General features: G+C 66.2%; 19 protein-coding genes. 10 read left to right on the top strand and 9 right to left on the bottom strand.

Annotated elements, in window-relative coordinates; all coding sequences use genetic code 11:
• Positions 1-174: 174 nt before the first annotated feature.
• Together BMY06_RS14815 and BMY06_RS14810 are read left to right on the top strand one after the other, a co-directional pair.
• Positions 175-663 carry an Lrp/AsnC ligand binding domain-containing protein gene (locus tag BMY06_RS14815; protein ID WP_074983885.1) on the top strand — a complete coding sequence of 163 codons (489 nt, stop codon included), beginning with the start codon at positions 175-177 and terminating at the stop codon, positions 661-663.
• Between the two features lie 114 nt (positions 664-777).
• The gene (locus BMY06_RS14810) at positions 778-2,004 is read left to right on the top strand and encodes a PA0069 family radical SAM protein (protein ID WP_074983883.1); all 1,227 of its coding nucleotides are present in this window, start codon (positions 778-780) and stop codon (positions 2,002-2,004) included.
• A 33-nt stretch (positions 2,005-2,037) separates the two neighbouring features.
• On the opposite strand, the gene BMY06_RS14805 is transcribed toward BMY06_RS14810, so the two are convergent.
• On the bottom strand, positions 2,038-2,511 hold the full coding sequence (locus BMY06_RS14805; protein WP_074983881.1) for an NINE protein: 474 nt from the start codon (positions 2,509-2,511) through the stop codon (positions 2,038-2,040).
• Between the two features lie 177 nt (positions 2,512-2,688).
• The gene (locus BMY06_RS14800; protein ID WP_074983880.1) at positions 2,689-3,918 is read right to left on the bottom strand and encodes a PQQ-dependent sugar dehydrogenase; all 1,230 of its coding nucleotides are present in this window, start codon (positions 3,916-3,918) and stop codon (positions 2,689-2,691) included.
• Positions 3,919-4,103: 185 nt separating this feature from the next.
• Here BMY06_RS14800 and rpsP point away from each other — a divergent pair, with 185 nt between their 5' ends.
• From rpsP to BMY06_RS14770, 6 genes are all read left to right on the top strand, one after another.
• Entirely contained in the window at positions 4,104-4,358 is a 255-nt protein-coding gene (gene rpsP, locus BMY06_RS14795) for a 30S ribosomal protein S16 (protein WP_065061258.1), read from the top strand.
• Between the two features lie 137 nt (positions 4,359-4,495).
• Positions 4,496-5,248, top strand: coding sequence for a ribosome maturation factor RimM (gene rimM / locus BMY06_RS14790; protein ID WP_074983878.1), 753 nt, complete (start codon positions 4,496-4,498; stop codon positions 5,246-5,248).
• Between the two features lie 34 nt (positions 5,249-5,282).
• Entirely contained in the window at positions 5,283-6,050 is a 768-nt protein-coding gene (trmD, locus tag BMY06_RS14785; protein WP_074983877.1) for a tRNA (guanosine(37)-N1)-methyltransferase TrmD, read from the top strand.
• 148 nt (positions 6,051-6,198) lie between these two features.
• The gene (gene rplS, locus BMY06_RS14780; protein ID WP_065061261.1) at positions 6,199-6,594 is read left to right on the top strand and encodes a 50S ribosomal protein L19; all 396 of its coding nucleotides are present in this window, start codon (positions 6,199-6,201) and stop codon (positions 6,592-6,594) included.
• An 86-nt stretch (positions 6,595-6,680) separates the two neighbouring features.
• Complete coding sequence (locus BMY06_RS14775; protein ID WP_074983876.1) at positions 6,681-7,385, top strand: CoA pyrophosphatase; 705 nt, start codon at positions 6,681-6,683, stop codon at positions 7,383-7,385.
• Between the two features lie 156 nt (positions 7,386-7,541).
• Positions 7,542-8,480: a CobD/CbiB family protein gene (locus BMY06_RS14770; RefSeq protein ID WP_065061263.1), complete on the top strand. Its 939-nt coding sequence runs from the start codon at positions 7,542-7,544 to the stop codon at positions 8,478-8,480.
• Between the two features lie 106 nt (positions 8,481-8,586).
• Here BMY06_RS14770 and BMY06_RS14765 read toward each other — a convergent pair whose 3' ends face one another.
• Genes BMY06_RS14765 through BMY06_RS14755 form a run of 3 tightly spaced genes read right to left on the bottom strand, consistent with a single transcriptional unit; the run spans position 8,587 to position 11,154 of the window.
• Positions 8,587-8,910 (bottom strand): putative signal transducing protein, encoded by a 324-nt coding sequence (locus BMY06_RS14765; protein WP_065061264.1) that lies wholly within the window; start codon positions 8,908-8,910, stop codon positions 8,587-8,589.
• 16 nt (positions 8,911-8,926) lie between these two features.
• Entirely contained in the window at positions 8,927-9,886 is a 960-nt protein-coding gene (rsgA, locus tag BMY06_RS14760) for a ribosome small subunit-dependent GTPase A (protein ID WP_065061265.1), read from the bottom strand.
• On the bottom strand, positions 9,883-11,154 hold the full coding sequence (locus tag BMY06_RS14755; RefSeq protein WP_074983874.1) for a M48 family metallopeptidase: 1,272 nt from the start codon (positions 11,152-11,154) through the stop codon (positions 9,883-9,885). The genes rsgA and BMY06_RS14755 overlap by 4 nt, the downstream gene beginning before the upstream one ends.
• A gap of 121 nt (positions 11,155-11,275) precedes the next feature.
• On the opposite strand from BMY06_RS14755, the gene orn reads away from it, so the two are divergent.
• Positions 11,276-11,905 carry an oligoribonuclease gene (gene orn, locus BMY06_RS14750; protein ID WP_074983872.1) on the top strand — a complete coding sequence of 210 codons (630 nt, stop codon included), beginning with the start codon at positions 11,276-11,278 and terminating at the stop codon, positions 11,903-11,905.
• A 100-nt stretch (positions 11,906-12,005) separates the two neighbouring features.
• Here the strand turns inward: orn and mog are convergent, their stop codons facing one another.
• On the bottom strand, positions 12,006-12,629 hold the full coding sequence (mog, locus tag BMY06_RS14745; RefSeq protein ID WP_074983870.1) for a molybdopterin adenylyltransferase: 624 nt from the start codon (positions 12,627-12,629) through the stop codon (positions 12,006-12,008).
• Positions 12,616-13,236: a ribosome biogenesis factor YjgA gene (gene yjgA, locus BMY06_RS14740; protein ID WP_074983868.1), complete on the bottom strand. Its 621-nt coding sequence runs from the start codon at positions 13,234-13,236 to the stop codon at positions 12,616-12,618. Before yjgA ends, mog begins: the two co-directional genes overlap by 14 nt.
• Positions 13,237-13,470: 234 nt before the next feature.
• Between yjgA and pmbA the strand changes: the two genes are divergently transcribed.
• Positions 13,471-14,841: a metalloprotease PmbA gene (pmbA, locus tag BMY06_RS14735; protein ID WP_065061270.1), complete on the top strand. Its 1,371-nt coding sequence runs from the start codon at positions 13,471-13,473 to the stop codon at positions 14,839-14,841.
• A gap of 95 nt (positions 14,842-14,936) precedes the next feature.
• Here the strand turns inward: pmbA and BMY06_RS14730 are convergent, their stop codons facing one another.
• Positions 14,937-15,434: a dihydrofolate reductase gene (locus BMY06_RS14730; protein WP_065061271.1), complete on the bottom strand. Its 498-nt coding sequence runs from the start codon at positions 15,432-15,434 to the stop codon at positions 14,937-14,939.
• 125 nt (positions 15,435-15,559) lie between these two features.
• On the bottom strand, positions 15,560-17,167 hold the full coding sequence (locus tag BMY06_RS14725) for a sigma 54-interacting transcriptional regulator (RefSeq protein WP_074984059.1): 1,608 nt from the start codon (positions 17,165-17,167) through the stop codon (positions 15,560-15,562).

Here is a 17,167-nt window from a genome sequence, read left to right as displayed (position 1 = left end):
GCTCCGTAGAGAGAATTGTTTGGGCTACGCGGTCTTGCCGGGGCGCCGCAGGGCCGTTTTGAGCGGCGGCAGGGCGGATGGCACGAAAATCCGGATGTAGCCAGTAATATCGACTATGCTATTGTTGTAAGACTAGGTTTTGTTATTGTATTTATCTGATTTTCAGGAAAAAACATGAGAACGCAGCGTCAGCCGGTCCGCGCACTCGACCGGCTCGATCACCGCATCCTCAAGCTGCTTCAGCAGGACGGCCGCATGGCCATGAAAGACCTCGCCGAGCAGGTCGGGCTGTCGGTCACGCCGTGCATCGAGCGGGTCAAGCGCATGGAGCGAGACGGCGTCATCACGGGCTACTACGCGCGCGTCAATCCGAACGTGCTCGGCGCGGCGCTGCTGGTGTTCGTGGAGATCACGCTCGACCACAAGAGCGGCAACATGTTCGATCAGTTCCGCCGCGAGGTGCAGAAGATTCCCGAGGTGCTCGAATGCCATCTGGTGTCGGGCGACTTCGACTATCTGATCAAGGCGCGCATCGGCGAAATGGCGGACTACCGCAAGCTGCTCGGCGACATCCTGCTGCAACTGCCGGGCGCGGTGCAGTCGAAGAGCTATGTGGTGATGGAAGAGATCAAGGAGACGCTGACGATCGCGGTGGGCGAGTAGTCCGGCTCAAGCGTCGGGTTCTGGCAACCAACTCCGCCCCGTTTTTCGCACTCGACAAAGCGTCTCGATACTGTATATTTGTACAGTATCGAGACGCTTTGTTTTTGCCCCGCCGTGAACCGCAACCCACCCGCGAACGACGCTAATCGCGCCCCCGACCCCGACGCCTGGTATCCCGTCGCGCCGCCCGCGCCGCGCAAGGGGCGCGGCGCGGTCACGAACCTGCAAGGGCGCTACGAGGTCGATCAGCGCGAGGCATACGACGACGGCTGGCAGTACGTCGAATCGCCATCCGACGCGCGCGAGCGCAGCGATGAAGCGGGCGCGCAAATCGACGAGCAAGCCAACGCGCAAGCCGGCGAGCGCGAAACGTCGGAGCCCGCGCTGCGCACGCAGATCTACGAGGAGCGCGCGAAAAGCATCCTCACGCGCAACCAGTCGCCGGACATTCCGTTCAACGTGTCGCTCAATCCGTATCGCGGATGCGAGCATGGCTGCATTTATTGTTTCGCGCGGCCCACGCACAGTTATCTGGGACTTTCGCCGGGTCTCGATTTCGAGAGTCGCCTGTACGCGAAGATCAACGCGCCCGAACTGCTCGCGCGCGAACTGGCGAAACCCGGCTACGAGCCGGAGCCCATCGCGCTCGGCGTGAATACCGACGCCTGGCAGCCCGTCGAGCGCGAGCTGCGCATCACGCGGCGCGTGATCGAGGTGTTGGCGCAGCGGCAGCATCCGTTCGCGGCCATCACGAAATCGTCGCTGATCGAACGCGATCTCGACCTGCTCGCGCCGATGGCCGAGCGCCAGCAGTTCATGGCCGCCATCACCATCACCACGCTCGACGCCGACATCGCGCGCACGCTGGAGCCGCGCGCGGCCACGCCGTCGCGCCGCCTGCGCACGATCCGCACGCTCGCGCAGGCGGGCATTCCGGTGGGCGTGAGCATCGCGCCGGTGATCCCGTTCGTCACCGAACCCGACATGGAGCGAGTGCTCGAAGCCTGCGCCGAAGCGGGCGCGACGAGCGCGAGCTTTATCGTGCTGCGGTTGCCGTGGGAAGTCTCGCCGCTGTTTCAGGATTGGCTCGCCGCGCATTTCCCGCAGCGTGCCGAGCGCGTGATGAGCCGCGTGCGCGACATGCGCGGCGGCAAGGATTACGAGTCGTCGTTTTCGCAGCGCATGAAGGGCACCGGGCTATGGGCCGACCTGCTCAAGCAGCGCTTTCACAACGCGGTGCGGCGGCTCGGGTTGAACGAGCGGCGTCACGGCATTCTCGACATGTCGGAGTTCGTGCGCGCGAAGGCGCAGGAACAGAAGCGCCAGCTCGATCTGTTCTGAGCGCAATGGCGCTGCGATTACGTGAATGCCGCGTTACTGCGAAATCGCCTTGGCGGCTTCGACCTGCGATTCGAAATACGTCTGGAACGAAAGCGCGAGGCCGGTCATCAGCAGGAATGCGCCAATCAGCAGCGAGAAGATCACGACGAAGATCACGGCCCAGCCCGAGCGGCTCGCGCGACGGCCCGCGAAGGCGGCGTTGAATTGCGCGTCCCACTTCGCGTCGGGGCGCAGACCGTAGACGATCGCGGCCAGAAACGCCGAGAGCACCGAAATCGCGCCGATCACCGCCATCCCCCAGCCGGGCACCGACGCGCGTTCGGTGGCCATCAGCAGCAACACACCCGGAATGCCGATCAGCGTGCCGGCGATGTGCGCCCAGCCCCAGACGTCGCGCGCGCCATACAGATAGAAGCGATGCGCGCCAAGGCTGCCAAGCAGAAAGGCGAGAGCGGCGGTGAGCGTCTTGTTGCGAAAGCGTGCTGCGGGCTTGTTTTGATTGGACATGAGCAGGCAGTGAGCAGGCGAAGAGCGGGCGAAGAGCGGGCGAAAAGCAGATGAAGCGCAGACGAGGGCGCGATGGGCGCGCGGCCCATTGTACGTGGCGTGCGCGCGCGCCAGCAGAGCTTGGCGCTTATGTTCGCGCTCACGCGTGCGGCGTTCGTGCGGCGTCCGGGCCCGCGCTTACGGCTTCGAATACGTCACGCGATAGATCGCGCCCGCGTAGTCGTCGCTGATGAGCAGCGAGCCGTCGGGCAAGGGCAGCACATCGGCGGGACGGCCCCACTGGGTGTCGCCCGCATCGAGCCAGCCTTGCGCGAACACCTGCTGCTGCACGTGCTTGCCGTCCGCGTCGACGCTCACGCGCACCACGCGATACCCCACCTTCTTGCTGCGATTCCACGAACCGTGCTCGGCGATGAAAATACTGTCGCGATACTCGGCCGGGAACATCGTGCCTGTATAGAAGCGCATGCCGAGCGCCGCGACGTGCGCGCCCAGTTGCGCGACCGGCGGCGTGAAAGCGCTGCACGGATGATCCTTGCCGAACTCGGGATCGCTCACGTCGCCGCCATGGCAGTACGGAAAGCCGAAGTCGAGCCCCGCGCGCGGCAGGCGGTTGAGCTTGTCGGAAGGGATATCGTCGCCGAGCATGTCGCGGCCGTTGTCGGTGAACCAGAGTTCGTGCGTGCGCGGATGCCACGCGAAACCGACGGTGTTGCGCACGCCGCGCGCGAGGGTTTCATAGTGCGTGCCGTCCGGGTCCATGCGGCCGATCATCGCGTAGTGCGTGCGCTGCGGATCGTTCGCGGGCAGGCAGACGTTGCACGGCGCGCCTTGCGGCACGTAGAGCTTGCCGTCGGGACCGAAAGCAATGAACTTCCAGCCGTGATGGCGCGAATCGGGCAGCGAGGACGTGACCACGGCGGGCTTGGGCGGATTGTCGAGATGCGTGTCGATGCCGTCGAGCCGCACGATCGAAGAAACCGCGGAGACATACAGTGCGCCGTCGCGCCAGGCCACGCCGACGGGCATCGTGAGCCCCGAGGCGATCACGTGCCGTTTGACGACGCGCCCGTCGTGCAGCTCGAGCGCGTAGACGCGGCTGTCCATGCTGCCCACATAGAGAATGCCTTGCGGCGAGAGCGTCATTTCGCGCGCGGCGGGCACGTCGTCGGAGAGGACTTCGATGTGGAAGCCCGGCGGCAACTGGATGCGCTCGATCGGCAGGGCGGCGCGCGCGAGCGGCGCGAGCAGGAGGATCAGCAGGGCGATGCCGAGGCGTGTCGCCGAGCGCGTCCAACGCGATTTGTTGCGGCGGGGAGACAGGGCCGGATCAGATGGCCGCGGCTGCGTGGCGAAGCGGGCGGCGGCGGAAAAACCGCCGCGCGGGGCGTCAGGCGGGGCAGTCATGTGCTGGAACGCTCGTGCGAGGCGGGTGCGAATCGCCGTTCGATCGTCGTGCATCGTCGCTTTCTCCTGGGGTTTCCACAGGGTCTCCGAGCAAGATTCCAGTTAAGTGTTTGTTATGGCATTGGTTTCGGGCTATAATCGCATGTTTCAGTAGTCCCGAACCCCCGGTTTTCAAGGATTCTAGTATGGTTATCATCCGTCTGGCACGCGGCGGCTCGAAGAAGCGCCCGTTCTACAACATCGTCGCAACCGATTCGCGTAACCGTCGCGACGGCCGTTTCATCGAGCGCGTGGGCTTCTACAACCCGGTCGCTACCAAGGGTGAAACGCTGCGCATCGCTCAAGATCGCGTGACGTACTGGCAGGAAAACGGCGCGCAAATGTCGCCGGCTGTCGAGCGTCTCGTGAAGCAATCGCAAAAGGCTGCTCCGGCTGCTTAAGTGCTTGCATGATGCTTGCCGGGCTGCGTCGCTCGACTACGGTTTTGTACCCGGTCTTGCCGCAGTCTTTCACCTGTTTCACCGTGCGCGTAGCGTAAGCCGCGTGTACGACATCAAGCTGGCTGCGAGGTTTGTCCATGCCCGAGCATGACGACGCAAAAGCGGACGCCAAGGCTAAGGGCGAGGTATCGCAGAGCAGTGGCAAGACCGGCGGGCGCGCCGCGCCGTCGTTTGGCGCGTTCGCGCGCAAGGCGCCGGTTCGTGACAATGCGCGTGCTCAGATGCGTGAAAACGCATCGGAAAGCACCGCCGCGAAAGGCGAAGGTCTGCGCGCCGAATCTGAGGCGAGCTGGCCGGCCGACGCGGTCGAGGTCGGCGCCGTGATCGATGCCTATGGCCTCAAAGGCGGGCTGAAGATCGCGCCGCACGCCGAAGGCGGCCGCGCGCTCATCGCGGCGAAGCGCTGGTGGTTCCTCAAGGGCCGCGAGCGTCCCACGCTGCATTCCGCGGTGCGCGCGAGCGCCAAGGTGCACGGCGACTCGGTCGTCGGGCAACTGAACGCAATCGCCGACCGCGACGCCGCGCTGCAGTTGCGCGGCGCGCGTATCTACGTGAGCCGTGCCGATTTCCCCGCGCCGGAAACCGACGAGTATTACTGGGTCGACCTGATCGGTCTTGACGTCGCCAACGAGGCGGGTGTCGATCTCGGCAAGGTCGCCGGACTCATCGACAACGGCGCGCAGTCGGTGTTGCGCGTCGAGTATCCCTCGGCGGGCAAGGACGGCAAGCCTGTCACCGGCGAGCGGCTGATCCCGTTCGTCGGCGTATTTGTGAAGACGGTCGACCTGGCGGCGAAGCGCATCGTCGTCGACTGGGACGCCGATTTTTGATCCTGCTGTGCTGATTCGCTGAACGGAGAGAGCGATGCAGTTCGATGTCGTCACGCTCTTTCCTGAGATGTTTCGCGCGATCACCGACTGGGGTATCACCAGCCGGGCCGCGAAGCAGGAGCGCTATACGCTGCGTACGTGGAATCCGCGCGATTTCACGACCGACAACTACCGCACCATCGACGATCGCCCTTACGGCGGCGGCCCCGGCATGGTCATGCTGGCCAAGCCGCTCGAAGCGGCCATCGGCGCGGCGAAAGCCGCGCAGGCGGAGCAGGGCGCGCGCGAACCGCGTGTGCTGCTGATGTCGCCACAAGGCAAGCCGCTCACGCACGAGCGCGCCGTGGAGTTCGCCCAGGAATCCGGTTTCGTGATCCTGTGCGGCCGCTACGAAGCGATCGACCAGCGTCTCGTCGACCGTCACGTCGACGAGGAAGTGAGTCTGGGCGACTTCGTGCTGTCCGGCGGCGAACTGCCGGCGATGGCGCTGATGGACGCGGTGGTGCGATTGCTGCCGGGCGTGCTGAACGACGCGCTCTCGGCGGTGCAGGATAGTTTCGTCGACGGTCTGCTCGACTGTCCGCATTACACGCGGCCGGAGGAATACGACGGCGTGCGGGTGCCCGATGTGCTGCTCGGCGGCCATCATGCGGAAATCGAGCAATGGCGCCGCCGCGAATCGCTGCGCAATACGTTTCACAAACGGCCCGATCTGATTGCGCGGGCCCGCAAGAACAAGATGTTGAGCCGTGCCGACGAGGCATGGCTCGCTAGTCTCGCGAAAGGTTCGAGCGAAGCGTAACGCTTCGGGCGGGCAGGGCGCGGGACGCCCAAGGCGGCGCCGCTTCATGCGTGAACGGCGCCAGTTGTGAATCCATCCTCTATCGGGGCCGTGCTGCCGCACTGTGGCGCAGGTACGAACGCCGACAAGATGGCTTACGGAGTCATTCATGAATCTGATCGAAAAGCTCGAACAGGAAGAAATCCAGCGCGTGCTGGGCGAGAAAACCATCCCCGAATTCGCTCCTGGCGATACGGTGATCGTCAACGTGAACGTGGTTGAAGGTAACCGCAAGCGCGTTCAGGCATACGAAGGCGTCGTGATCGCAAAGCGTAACCGCGGTCTGAACTCGGCGTTCATCGTTCGCAAGATCTCGTCGGGCGAAGGCGTCGAGCGTACGTTCCAGACGTACTCGCCGCTGCTGGCCAGCATCGTGGTGAAGCGCCGCGGCGACGTTCGTCGCGCGAAGCTGTACTACCTGCGCAACCTGTCGGGCAAGAAGGCACGTATCAAGGAAAAGCTGGTGTCGAAAGACCGCGCAGCTGCTCCGGCCGAACAGGCGTAAAAGCTGTAAGAAAGAAGCACCCCTCGGGGTGCTTTTTTCTTTTTGGCCGCAAAATACTCTCCTGTGCCCGAACCTCGAGTCAGCCGTTGATCCGTCCAGTATTTGAACCCGAAAGCCTGCCGATCGAATCGACGGGCGCCGATCTGCCTCACATCGCCGCCGAACGGCTCACGCCCGATGGCCTGCGCGCGCGCTTCGAGCAGCGCCTGCCGTGGCAGCCCGAGCCGCAGGAAGCGCGCGTGCTGGAGATCCGCGATCCGCGCGAGGCCGCCGTGCTGATGCCGATCGCGATGCGGCCCTCGGGTCTTACGGTGCTGCTCACGCAGCGCGCCGACAATCTCAGCAATCACGCAGGTCAGGTCAGCTTCCCCGGCGGCAGCCGCGAGCCGTCCGACCCCACGCCGATCGCCGCCGCGTTGCGCGAGGCGCACGAAGAGGTCGATCTCGATCCGGCGCGCGTCGAGGTGCTGGGGGCGTTGCCGGACTACCTCACGGGCACGGGTTTTCGCGTCACGCCCGTGGTGGGCCTCGTGCACGAGCCGTTCACGCTCGCGGCCGACTCGCTCGAAGTGGCGAGCATCTTCGAGGTGCCGCTCGGCTTTCTGATGAACCCCGCGCACCACGAAGTGCGCGTCTGGCGCTGGGAAGGCGGCGAGCGCCGCTTCTTCGCGATGCCGTATCCGCAGCAAGGCGTGCAGCCCGGCGATATACGTGGCGTGGGCGGCACGCATTTCATCTGGGGCGCGACGGCGGGCATGCTGCGCAACTTCTATCGTTTCCTGCTCGCCTGAGGCGAGGTGCGGGGCGCTCGGCGGCCCCTCAAGAACGCCCGCGTTCGTGCCGATAACGTGTTGCTGTTGTGTCTTTGTCGCCAGAGGTTCAGGCACATCTGGCCCTGTGATATCTTTGCAGCACCTTTCCAACACTCGAATCGCACGGCGCGTCGCATGACCTTCTTTTCCGTATTGCTGGCTCTCGTCATCGAACAGGTGCGGGCGCTGTCGCCCAACAACCCGGTCATGGCGCTCGTGCGCCTCAATGCGGAATGGGCCGCCCACGGCTTCGACGCGGGCAAGCAGAAGCACGGCGTGCTCGCCTGGCTCGTGGTCGTGCTGCCGTGGACCCTCGTCACGGCGCTCGTCTACTACGTGCTCTATCACATCAGCTTCGTGCTGGCGTTCCTCTGGAACGTGGTGGTGGTGTACTTCACGCTCGGCTTCCGCCAGTTCAGCCACTATTTCACGGATATCCACCTCGCGCTGAATAACGACGACGTGCCGCGCGCGCGTGAAATCCTCACCGAGTGGACCGGCATCGACGCCGTGGACATGCCCGTGAGCGAGATCGTGCGCCACACGCTGATCCACGCGGTGGTGGCCTCGCATCGTCACGTGTTCGGCGTGTTCTTCTGGTTCCTCGTGCCGATCGGTCCGGCGGGCGCGGTGCTGTATCGCCTCTCCGAATACCTCGCGCGCGAATGGTCGCGTCCGGCCGACGACCGCACGGAAGCGTTCTCGAACTTCGCGCAGCACGTGTTCTTTGTGATCGACTGGATTCCGGCGCGGCTCACGTCGCTGGGCTTCGCGATCGTCGGCAACTTCGAGGACGCCATCTACGCCTGGCGCAATCACGCGAACCAGTGGCCGGACACCAACGAAGGCGTGCTGCTCGCCGCCGGCAGCGGCGCGCTGGGCGCGCGTCTGTCCGGTCCGCTCGCGGAGCAGTCGAGCGTCGACGCCATCGCGCAGCCGGGCGAGGGCGGTCCGTACACAGTCGGCGACGACTGCACGCCGCGCACGCTGCAATCGGCCGTGGGCCTTGTCTGGCGCGCCGTGATCCTGTGGATGATCCTGCTGCTCATGCTGACCATCGCGCTCTGGGTTTGAGCGTGGGCGCTTAGGCTGCTGTCGCCGCAAGCGAATCAACGCGAATAAAAAAGGCCCGTGCAGGTTGCACGGGCCTTTTGCATTTCGTCGCTGGTTGCGCGCCGCTTCAATCGTCGAGCGGATCGCGCTCGCGTCCGCATTGCCAGCAGACCGTGAATTGCGGCTCCAGCGTCTCGCCGCACTGCGCGCAGCGCCATGGCCGCGCGCCCGGCGGCGGTCCGCTGGTGGCGTCGGCGATCAGCTTGCGGGCGAGCGTTTCGTCGCGCTCGTCGACGAGCCAGATCTCCGGCGCGCACTGTTCGGCGGGAATCTCGCCCATCGCGCCGCTCAGATAGCGGTTGTGCAGCTCGCAAGGCACGCCAGCCGTCGCGAGGATGTTCATCCAGTGCTGGGCGATCACCACGTTGGGCGCGCGAACGAGCTTGAGCATGGCTGCCGCGCGGCCTTCAGCGCACGATCTGGCTGATCTCGTGCACGAGCTGCGCGTAGAGCGCGTGACGCTCGGGCGCGACGCGGCCGTCGGCGACCGCTTCGAGAACCGCGCAGCCCGGCTCGTGCAGGTGATGGCAGTTGTAGAAGCGGCAATGCGCGAGCAGCGGCCGGAACTCGGGGAACGCGCGCTCCAGCGTGCCTTCGGTCAGGTGATACAGCCCGAACTCCTGGAAACCCGGCGAATCGATCAGCGCGCCGCCGCCAGGCAACTTGTAGAGACGCGTGAACGTCGTGGTATGGCGTCCGCTGTTGAGCGCGGTGGAGATCTCGCGCGTGGCCGCTTCGGCGTCCGGAATCAGCAGATTCACGAGCGTCGATTTGCCCATGCCCGACTGGCCGAGCAGGATCGTCTGATGGCCGTTCAGATGCGCGGAGAGAATCGCATGCGCTTCCTCCGGATGCTGCTTCTCCGACACTTCGAGCACCGTATAGCCGAGCGCGCGATAGCGCTCCAGTCGCTGGCGCGCGAGCGGCAGCACGGCTTCCAGGTCGATCTTGTTGAGCAGGATGATCGGCGTGAGCCCGTTGGCCTCGGCGGCCACGAGCGCGCGCCCGAGCAGGTCTTCGCTGAAGTGCGGCTCGGTGGCGAGCACGATCAGCAACTGGTCGAGATTCGCCGCGAAGAGCTTCGACTTGAACTGGTCGGAGCGATAGAGCAGATTGCGCCGCTCGCCGATCGCCACGATCACGCCCTGGTCGGCCGACGTCGACTGATAGTCGACGCGGTCGCCCACCGCGACCTCGCTCTTCTTGCCGCGCGGAAAGCACTGGAGCGGCGCGCCGCCGCCGTCGGGCGCGACGAGATAATGGCGGCCGTGTGCCGCGATCACGACGCCGTGCAGCGTGGCCGCCGCGCCGGCCTGTCCCGCCGGCGAGGCGGACGCGCCGGCGGATTTCGAGGCGCGCCGGCTCATGCGTGCGACATCAGGCGATCGATCCGCTGCGAAGCCGGCGGATGCGAGTAGTAAAACGCCGTGTAGAGCGGGTCGGGCGTGAGCGTGGACGCGTTGTCCTCGTAGAGCTTCACGAGCGCGTTGACGAGCTGCTGCGCGTCGGTCTGCGTGGCCGCGAAGGCGTCCGCTTCGAACTCGTGCTTGCGCGAGCTGAGGCTGCCGAGCGGCGTGACGAAGAACAGGAACACCGGCACCGCGATGAAGAACAGCACGAGCGCGAGGCCCTCGTTGCCGCCGAGCAGCGACGGACGCACGCCGAGACCTTCGTAGAACCACACGCGCTGCGTGAGCCAGCCGAGCACGCCGAGCAGCACGAGGCTGATCGCGAAGGTCACGAGCATGCGCTTGATGACATGGCGGCGCTTGAAGTGTCCGAGTTCGTGCGCGAGCACGGCTTCGATCTCGCTGCCCGAGAGGCGCGCGAGCAGCGTGTCGAAGAAGACGATGCGCTTGGCCGCGCCGAAACCCGTGAAATACGCGTTGCCGTGCGCGGAACGGCGGCTGCCGTCCATCACGAACAGGCCCTTGGCCGCGAAGCCGCAGCGCTGCATCAGCGCTTCGATGCGCGAGCGCAGGACTTCGTCGCGCAGCGGCTCGAACTTGTTGAAGAGCGGCGCGATGAAGGACGGGTAGAGCACCAGCACGAGCATCTGGAACGCGACCCAGACGACCCACGTCCAGAGCCACCAGAGGCTGCCCGCCTGCTTCATGAGCCAGAGCACCACGAACAGCAGCGGAATGCCGAACAGCGCGCCGATCACGAGACCCTTGATGCGATCCGCGAAGAAAATGCGCCGCGTCATGCGGTTGAAGCCGAAACGCTCCTCGACCACGAACTGGCGGTAGTAATCGAGCGGCAGTTCGATCAGGCCGCTGACCGCGAGCACGGCGCCGACCAGCGCGATCTGGCCGACGTAGTCGCGCCCGAGCCAGTCCGAAATGCCAAGGTCGATGGCCTGCACGCCGCCGAGCAGCGTGAGCGCGATCAGCACGACGGTGGACAGCACGATCTCGACCATGCCGAGGCGCGTGCGCGCGACGGTGTAGTCGGCGGCGCGCTGATGGGCCGCGAGCGGGATGGTGGCCGCGAACTGCGCGGGCACCGCGTCGCGATGCGCGGCGACGAAGCGGACCTGCCGCGAGGCGAGCCAGAGTTTGGTCGCGACCATGGCCAGAACGGCGGCCACGAAAAGAATGCTGAAGGCCAGCGCGGGGGAGAGATTAGGCATCCGGGAAGTCCGTGGTATCTATGCGACAATTATATGTTCTCGTCGGCCCGGCCATCGCATCTCGCGATGGCGTCGCGCGCGCGGCGTCCCCATCGTGTTTCAGCGTTCCAGGTTCTCTTCCATGACTGACATCAATTCTGCCGATCCGGCGGGCCAGGCGACTCCGGCAATGGAGCGCACCGACATGAACCTGATCTGGCTCGACATGGAAATGACGGGGCTCGACCCCGATAACGACCGCATCATCGAAATCGCGGTGGTCGTGACCAATTCCACGCTCGACAAGATCGTCGAAGGCCCCGTGCTGGCGATTCACCAGTCCGAAGCCGTGCTCGACCGCATGGACGAGTGGAACCGCAACACGCACGGCCGCTCGGGCCTGACCGAGCGCGTGCGCGCCTCGACGGTGACCGAGGAAAGCGCGACCGAGGAAATCCTCGCGTTTCTCTCGCAGTACGTGCCGCCGGGCAAGTCGCCGATGTGCGGCAACTCGATCTGCCAGGACCGCCGCTTCATGGCGCGCTGGATGCCCACGCTCGAGCGCTTCTTCCACTATCGCAACCTCGACGTCAGCACGCTCAAGGAACTGTGCCGCCGCTGGCAGCCCGCGATCTACAAGGGTTTCCAGAAGCGCGCGATGCACACGGCGCTGGCCGACATCCACGAGTCGATCGACGAACTCAAATACTACCGCGAGCATTTCCTGATTCCGGCGGCCAACGTGCCTGCGGACGCGCAGGCGGCGAAGTAAGCGGCGAAGTAAGCGGCGCGCGGACCGGTGAATCGGTGAATAGATAAAACGGCGCCCTCGGGCGCCGTTTTGCTTGCAGGCGTGTTGCGGCTCGAATGGATCAAGCGCGCGGCGGACGCTGCGCGTTCTTCGGACGGAACGCCGCCACGACGTTTGGATCGGTTTCGATATACGGGCCCCCGATCAGGTCGATGCAATACGGCACCGCCGCGAAAATGCCCGGCACCTTCACGGCGCCGTCGGCGTCGCGCAGGCCTTCGAGCGTTTCCTTGATCGACTTCGGCTGCCCGGGCAGGTTGACGATGAGCGCCGCGTGATCGTCGGTTTCGCGGATCACGGCGACCTGGCGCGACAGAATCGCCGTCGGCACGAAATTCAGGCTGATCTGGCGCATCTGCTCGCCGAAGCCGGGCATTTCCTTCGTGGCGACCGCGAGCGTGGCCTCGGGCGTCACGTCGCGGCGCGCGGGGCCGGTGCCGCCCGTGGTCAGCACGAGGTCGCAGCCGAGGCCGTCGACGAGCGCCGTGAGCGTGGCCGAGATGGTGGCCGCGTCGTCGTGGATCAGGCGCGTTTCGGCGCGCCACGGCGATTTGAGCACGGCGCCCAGCCATTCCATCAGCGACGGAATGCCTTTGTCCTCGTAGACGCCCGCGGTGGCGCGGTCGCTGACCGACACGAGGCCGATCACGAGTTCATTGGGATGGCTGCGCTCAGGCTTCGTCATCGTCGCGGTCCTCGTCGGCGCGCGCGTTGCCGGTCTGGTCGTGATCGTCGCCGTCGTCGGCCTGGGCGCTCGCGTCCTTGATCCACTGGAACAGCTCGCGGAAGTACTTGGGCGGCTTGGCCTGCTGCTGCTCGCGGCGGACGTTGCGGATCAGCGTGCGGCCTTCCTGCGGGTCGGCGGCAGGATGCTGGCGGATGAATTCGGTCAGCGCGGCGTCGTCGGCGAGCAGTTTTTCGCGGGTGCGCTCGATCCAGTGCAGGCGCGCCGTGGCAGCCTTGTTCACGCCGCGGTACTCGTCGAAGGCGGTGCGCAGCGCGGCGACTTCGTCCTCGCGCAGGCCGCGCATCATGCGGCCCACGTACTGAAGCTGGCGGCGCTTGCCTTCGTGGTCGGTGATGCGGCGCGCCTCGTGGACGGCATCCGCGAGGTCTTCCGTCATCGGCATGCGCTTGAGCGCGTCTTTCGGCAGCTCGACGAGCGCCGTGCCCAGTTCCTGCAGCGCGGTCATTTCGCGCTTGAGCTGCGATTTGCTGGGGCGATCGTAGCCGTTGTCGTCCTCTTCGGCGACAGCGTCGTTCATCGGTTGAATGCGGGTTTTGCGTTTCATGGGGCGTATTGTAGCGCGCGCGGGAGGGCGCATCGGACGGATGGGTCGCGCGCGCGCCGGCAAGCCCATACGCGAGCCGCGAGACGGTGCGCGCCGGCAGGCGCCCGTGGTGCTGGGTGCGCGTTCGCATACCTTGCTATGATCGCGGAATGCGCCTGAAGCAAGGGCGCCTGATGCGACACCTCCGACACACGACAAGCGGGCCGCCTGGCCCGAAACCGGACCGTAACGACAATGGCAGCAGACATCGAAGCCCGGCAACGTTTTTTCCCGCACACCCAGGATGAACTCAAGGAAATCGCGTCGGACATTCTCCGGCACGCGAAGACGCTCGGCGCGAGCGACGCGGCGACCGAGATCTCCGAAGGCGACGGCCTGTCGGTTTCCGTGCGGCGCGGCGAAGTCGAAACCATCGAGCATAACCGCGACAAGTCGGTCGGCGTGACCGTCTACATCGGCAACAAGCGCGGCAACGCGAGCACCTCGGACTTCTCCGCGCAGGCGCTCAAGGACACCGTGGCGGCTGCGTACAACATCGCGCGCTTCACCGCCGACGACGACTGCGCGGGCCTCGCCGAGCGCGAGCTGCTGGAAACCGCGCCGCGCGACCTCGACCTCTATCATCCGTGGAGCATCACCGCCGACGAAGCGGTCGAGATCGCGCGCCGCGCCGAAGACGCCGCATTCGCCACCGACCCGCGCGTGACCAACTCGGAAGGCGCGAGCGTCTCAGCGCAGCATTCGCAGTTCGTGCTGGCCACCTCGGGCGGCTTCATTCACGGTTATCCGTACTCGCGCCACTACGTCGCGTGCGCGCCCATCGCGGGCTCGGGCCGCAGCATGCAGCGCGACGACTGGTACACCTCGCGCCGCAGCGCGAGCGAGCTGGCCTCGCCCGAAGCGGTGGGCCGCTACGCCGCCGAGCGCGCGCTGTCGCGCCTGAACGCGCGCGGTCTGGACACGCGCAAGGTGCCGGTGCTGTTCGAGGCGCCGCTCGCGGCGGGTCTGCTCGGCGCGTTCGTGCAGGCCGTGAGCGGCGGCGCGCTGTATCGCAAGACTTCGTTCCTCGTCGACAGCCTGGGCAAGCCGGTGTTCGCGCCGCACATCCAGGTCGTCGAAGATCCGCACGTGCCGCGCGCCGCGGGCAGCGCGCCGTTCGACGAGGAAGGCGTGCGCACGCAGCGCCGCGAAGTCGTCAAGGACGGCGTGGTGCAGGGCTATTTCCTCTCGTCGTACTCGGCGCGCAAGCTGGGCATGCAGACCACCGGCAACGCGGGCGGCTCGCACAATCTGCAACTGCAAAGCTCGCTGACGAACCCCGAGGACGACTTCGAAGCCATGCTGAAGAAGCTCGGCACGGGTCTGCTGCTGACCGAGCTGATGGGGCAGGGCGTGAATTTCGTGACGGGCGATTATTCGCGCGGCGCGTCGGGTTTCTGGGTCGAGAACGGCAAGATCCAGTATCCGGTCGAGGAAATCACCGTGGCGTCGACGCTGCAGGAAATGTTCCGCCACATCGTCGCGGTGGGCGCCGACACGCTCGCGCGCGGCACGCGTCAGACCGGCTCGGTGCTGATCGAGCGCATGACGGTGGCGGGGCAGTAAGCGCGCGTTTCAGACGCTCGAATGGAAAACGGCACGCCTGAGCGTGCCGTTTTTGTTTTGGCGGACGAGTTTGGCGGATGCGTTGCGTGCGCCCGTTAATCGCGCCGCTCGTACGTCACGAACGCGAAATCGAAGTCGTTGGGCGGATTCGCGTGCAACGTGTCGCGCGCGGTTTCCTGCCACTGATCCGGATCGGGCGCGGGGAAGTGCGCGTCGCCTTCGAAGTCGGCGGCGATCTCGGTGACGATCAGCTTGTGCGCGAGCGCGATGCCTTCCGCATAGAGCTGCGCGCCGCCGATCAGGAACGCCTCGGGCGCCTGATCCTGCGCGGCGAGCGCGAGCGCTTCTTCGAGGCTCGTGGCCGTGTCGCAGCCCGGAAAGCGCTTCGTGGCGTCGCGCGTCACGACGATGTTGCGACGGCCCGGCAGCGCGCGGCCGATCGATTCATGCGTCTTGCGGCCCATGACGATGGGCGCGCCCATCGTCGTGCGCTTGAAGAAGGCGAGGTCTTCGGGCAGGCGCCAGGGCAACTCGTTGTTGCGGCCGATCACGCCGTTGCGGGCGCGAGCGACGATCAGGGTGAGCGTCGTCATCGTGAGTCGAAGTGCAAAAGGTTTGAAAGGTCAACCGCTTCGATTCTACCCGACGCCGTGCGCCCACCCGCCGGCCTCGCGACGCGACGCTTCCGCGCCGAGCCTGCGTGCGTCCCGCGCCGATCTCACTCCGGATCGGCGGGCGCGGCCTCCGGCTGGTTCTCCGCCTCGCCGCCGAAGATCGTCTTCTCGTCGCGCAAGCCGTGCGTGCCCATGAGCCGGTACAGCGTCACGCGCGAAATGCCGAGATCGGTGGCCGCTTCGTTCAGGCGATGCCGATGGCGCAGCAGGGCCGCTTCGATCGCGCGCTTCTCGGCGGCTTCGCGCGCGGCCGCGAGCGTGATCGTTTCCTGCTCGGAGAACTGGCCGAGATCGAGATCGTCGGCGGAAATGAGCTTGCTCTCCGCCATCACGATCGCGCGGCGCACGCGGTTGATCAGTTCGCGCACGTTGCCGGGCCAGTTGTAGTTGTACATGGCCTCGATCGCGTCGGGCGTGAAGCCGCGAATGCGCCGCGCGCTGTCCTGCTTGAACTTGTGCAGCACGTGATGGGCGAGGATCTCGATGTCCTTGCCGCGCGCGCGCAGCGGCGGTTCGTCGACGCGCAGCACGCACAGGCGGTGGAACAGGTCCGCGCGGAAGCGTCCGTCGCGCATCGCGGCTTGGAGATCGACGTGGGTCGCCGAAATGATGCGCACGTCGACGGGAATCTGCTCGCGGCCGCCGAGGCGCTCGATCTTGCCTTCCTGGAGGAAGCGCAGCAGGCTCGCCTGGCTTTCGAGCGGCAGATCGCCGATTTCGTCGAGAAAGAGCGTGCCGCCGTTGGCCGCTTCCACGCGGCCGATCTTGCGCTGGTTCGCGCCCGTGAACGCGCCGCGCTCGTAGCCGAATAGTTCGGATTGCAGAAGATGATGCGGGATCGCGCCGCAGTTGATCGGCACGAACGGCGCCTTGCGCCGCGGCGAGCGCTCGTGAATCGCGAGCGCCGTAAGTTCCTTGCCGGTGCCCGATTCGCCCGAGATGAACACGGTCGCGTCGGTGTTCGCCACTTTGCGGATCGTGCGGAAAAGCTGCTGCATCGCTTCGCAGGTGCCGACCATCTCGTCTTCGTCCTGGCTCGCGGCGGCGGCCGCGGCGGGCGTTTCGTCGAGGTCGCACAGCGTGACCATGCCGAAGGCGTGTCCCACGAGATAGTCGAGCGTCGCGTGCGCGACCGGCAGATGCACGTAGTCGAAGCAGTAGTGGCGGATCAGGCGGCGCACGTCGCGGTCGGTGAGACGCTGCGCGTCGGTGAGCGCGATCCAGCCGACCTGCTGCAGGCTCAGCGCCGCTTCGAGTCCGGCGATGTCGCGCGGCGCGAAGCCGGTCAGATCGACGATGCCGGCGCAGGCGGGTTCGGCCTTCACGAGGCGCGCGGCCTCGTGCGCGGTCTTCGCCGTGGCGATCTGCCAGCCGCGGCTTTTCAGGTGCGCGCTCAACTGCGTGTCGGGCGTGCGCGCGACGTACAGCAGCACGCGCTCCAGCCCGGCCACCGGTCGTGCGTCGCTCGCGCGCGCCGCGGCCATGCCGGACGTCGCGACATCCGGCGTCGCGGCGCCCGGCGCGGCCACGTCCGACGCCGACTTGTCCGGCTTCGCGGCGGCGGAGGGTTGGGGGACGGACGCCACCGCGAGCCGCTGGCTCATGCCAACGAAAGGTGTCACGGTGGCGCTCAGATGTGAGGGTTCGCGCAC

Source organism: Paraburkholderia tropica (assembly GCF_900109265.1).
Classification (GTDB): Bacteria; Pseudomonadota; Gammaproteobacteria; order Burkholderiales; family Burkholderiaceae; genus Paraburkholderia; species Paraburkholderia tropica.
Note: the sequence above shows the minus strand (reverse complement) of the source record. Positions and strands in the feature narration are given on the sequence as shown.

Coding starts and splice junctions, on each gene's coding strand:
- BMY06_RS14815 (WP_074983885.1), top strand. CDS start 175: ATGAGAACGCAGCGTCAGCCGGTCCGCGCACTCGACCGGCTCGATCAC.
- BMY06_RS14805 (WP_074983881.1), bottom strand. CDS start 2,511: ATGTCCAATCAAAACAAGCCCGCAGCACGCTTTCGCAACAAGACGCTC.
- BMY06_RS14800 (WP_074983880.1), bottom strand. CDS start 3,918: ATGACTGCCCCGCCTGACGCCCCGCGCGGCGGTTTTTCCGCCGCCGCC.
- rpsP (WP_065061258.1), top strand. CDS start 4,104: ATGGTTATCATCCGTCTGGCACGCGGCGGCTCGAAGAAGCGCCCGTTC.
- rimM (WP_074983878.1), top strand. CDS start 4,496: ATGCCCGAGCATGACGACGCAAAAGCGGACGCCAAGGCTAAGGGCGAG.
- trmD (WP_074983877.1), top strand. CDS start 5,283: ATGCAGTTCGATGTCGTCACGCTCTTTCCTGAGATGTTTCGCGCGATC.
- rplS (WP_065061261.1), top strand. CDS start 6,199: ATGAATCTGATCGAAAAGCTCGAACAGGAAGAAATCCAGCGCGTGCTG.
- BMY06_RS14770 (WP_065061263.1), top strand. CDS start 7,542: ATGACCTTCTTTTCCGTATTGCTGGCTCTCGTCATCGAACAGGTGCGG.
- BMY06_RS14765 (WP_065061264.1), bottom strand. CDS start 8,910: ATGCTCAAGCTCGTTCGCGCGCCCAACGTGGTGATCGCCCAGCACTGG.
- rsgA (WP_065061265.1), bottom strand. CDS start 9,886: ATGAGCCGGCGCGCCTCGAAATCCGCCGGCGCGTCCGCCTCGCCGGCG.
- BMY06_RS14755 (WP_074983874.1), bottom strand. CDS start 11,154: ATGCCTAATCTCTCCCCCGCGCTGGCCTTCAGCATTCTTTTCGTGGCC.
- orn (WP_074983872.1), top strand. CDS start 11,276: ATGACTGACATCAATTCTGCCGATCCGGCGGGCCAGGCGACTCCGGCA.
- mog (WP_074983870.1), bottom strand. CDS start 12,629: ATGACGAAGCCTGAGCGCAGCCATCCCAATGAACTCGTGATCGGCCTC.
- yjgA (WP_074983868.1), bottom strand. CDS start 13,236: ATGAAACGCAAAACCCGCATTCAACCGATGAACGACGCTGTCGCCGAA.
- pmbA (WP_065061270.1), top strand. CDS start 13,471: ATGGCAGCAGACATCGAAGCCCGGCAACGTTTTTTCCCGCACACCCAG.
- BMY06_RS14730 (WP_065061271.1), bottom strand. CDS start 15,434: ATGACGACGCTCACCCTGATCGTCGCTCGCGCCCGCAACGGCGTGATC.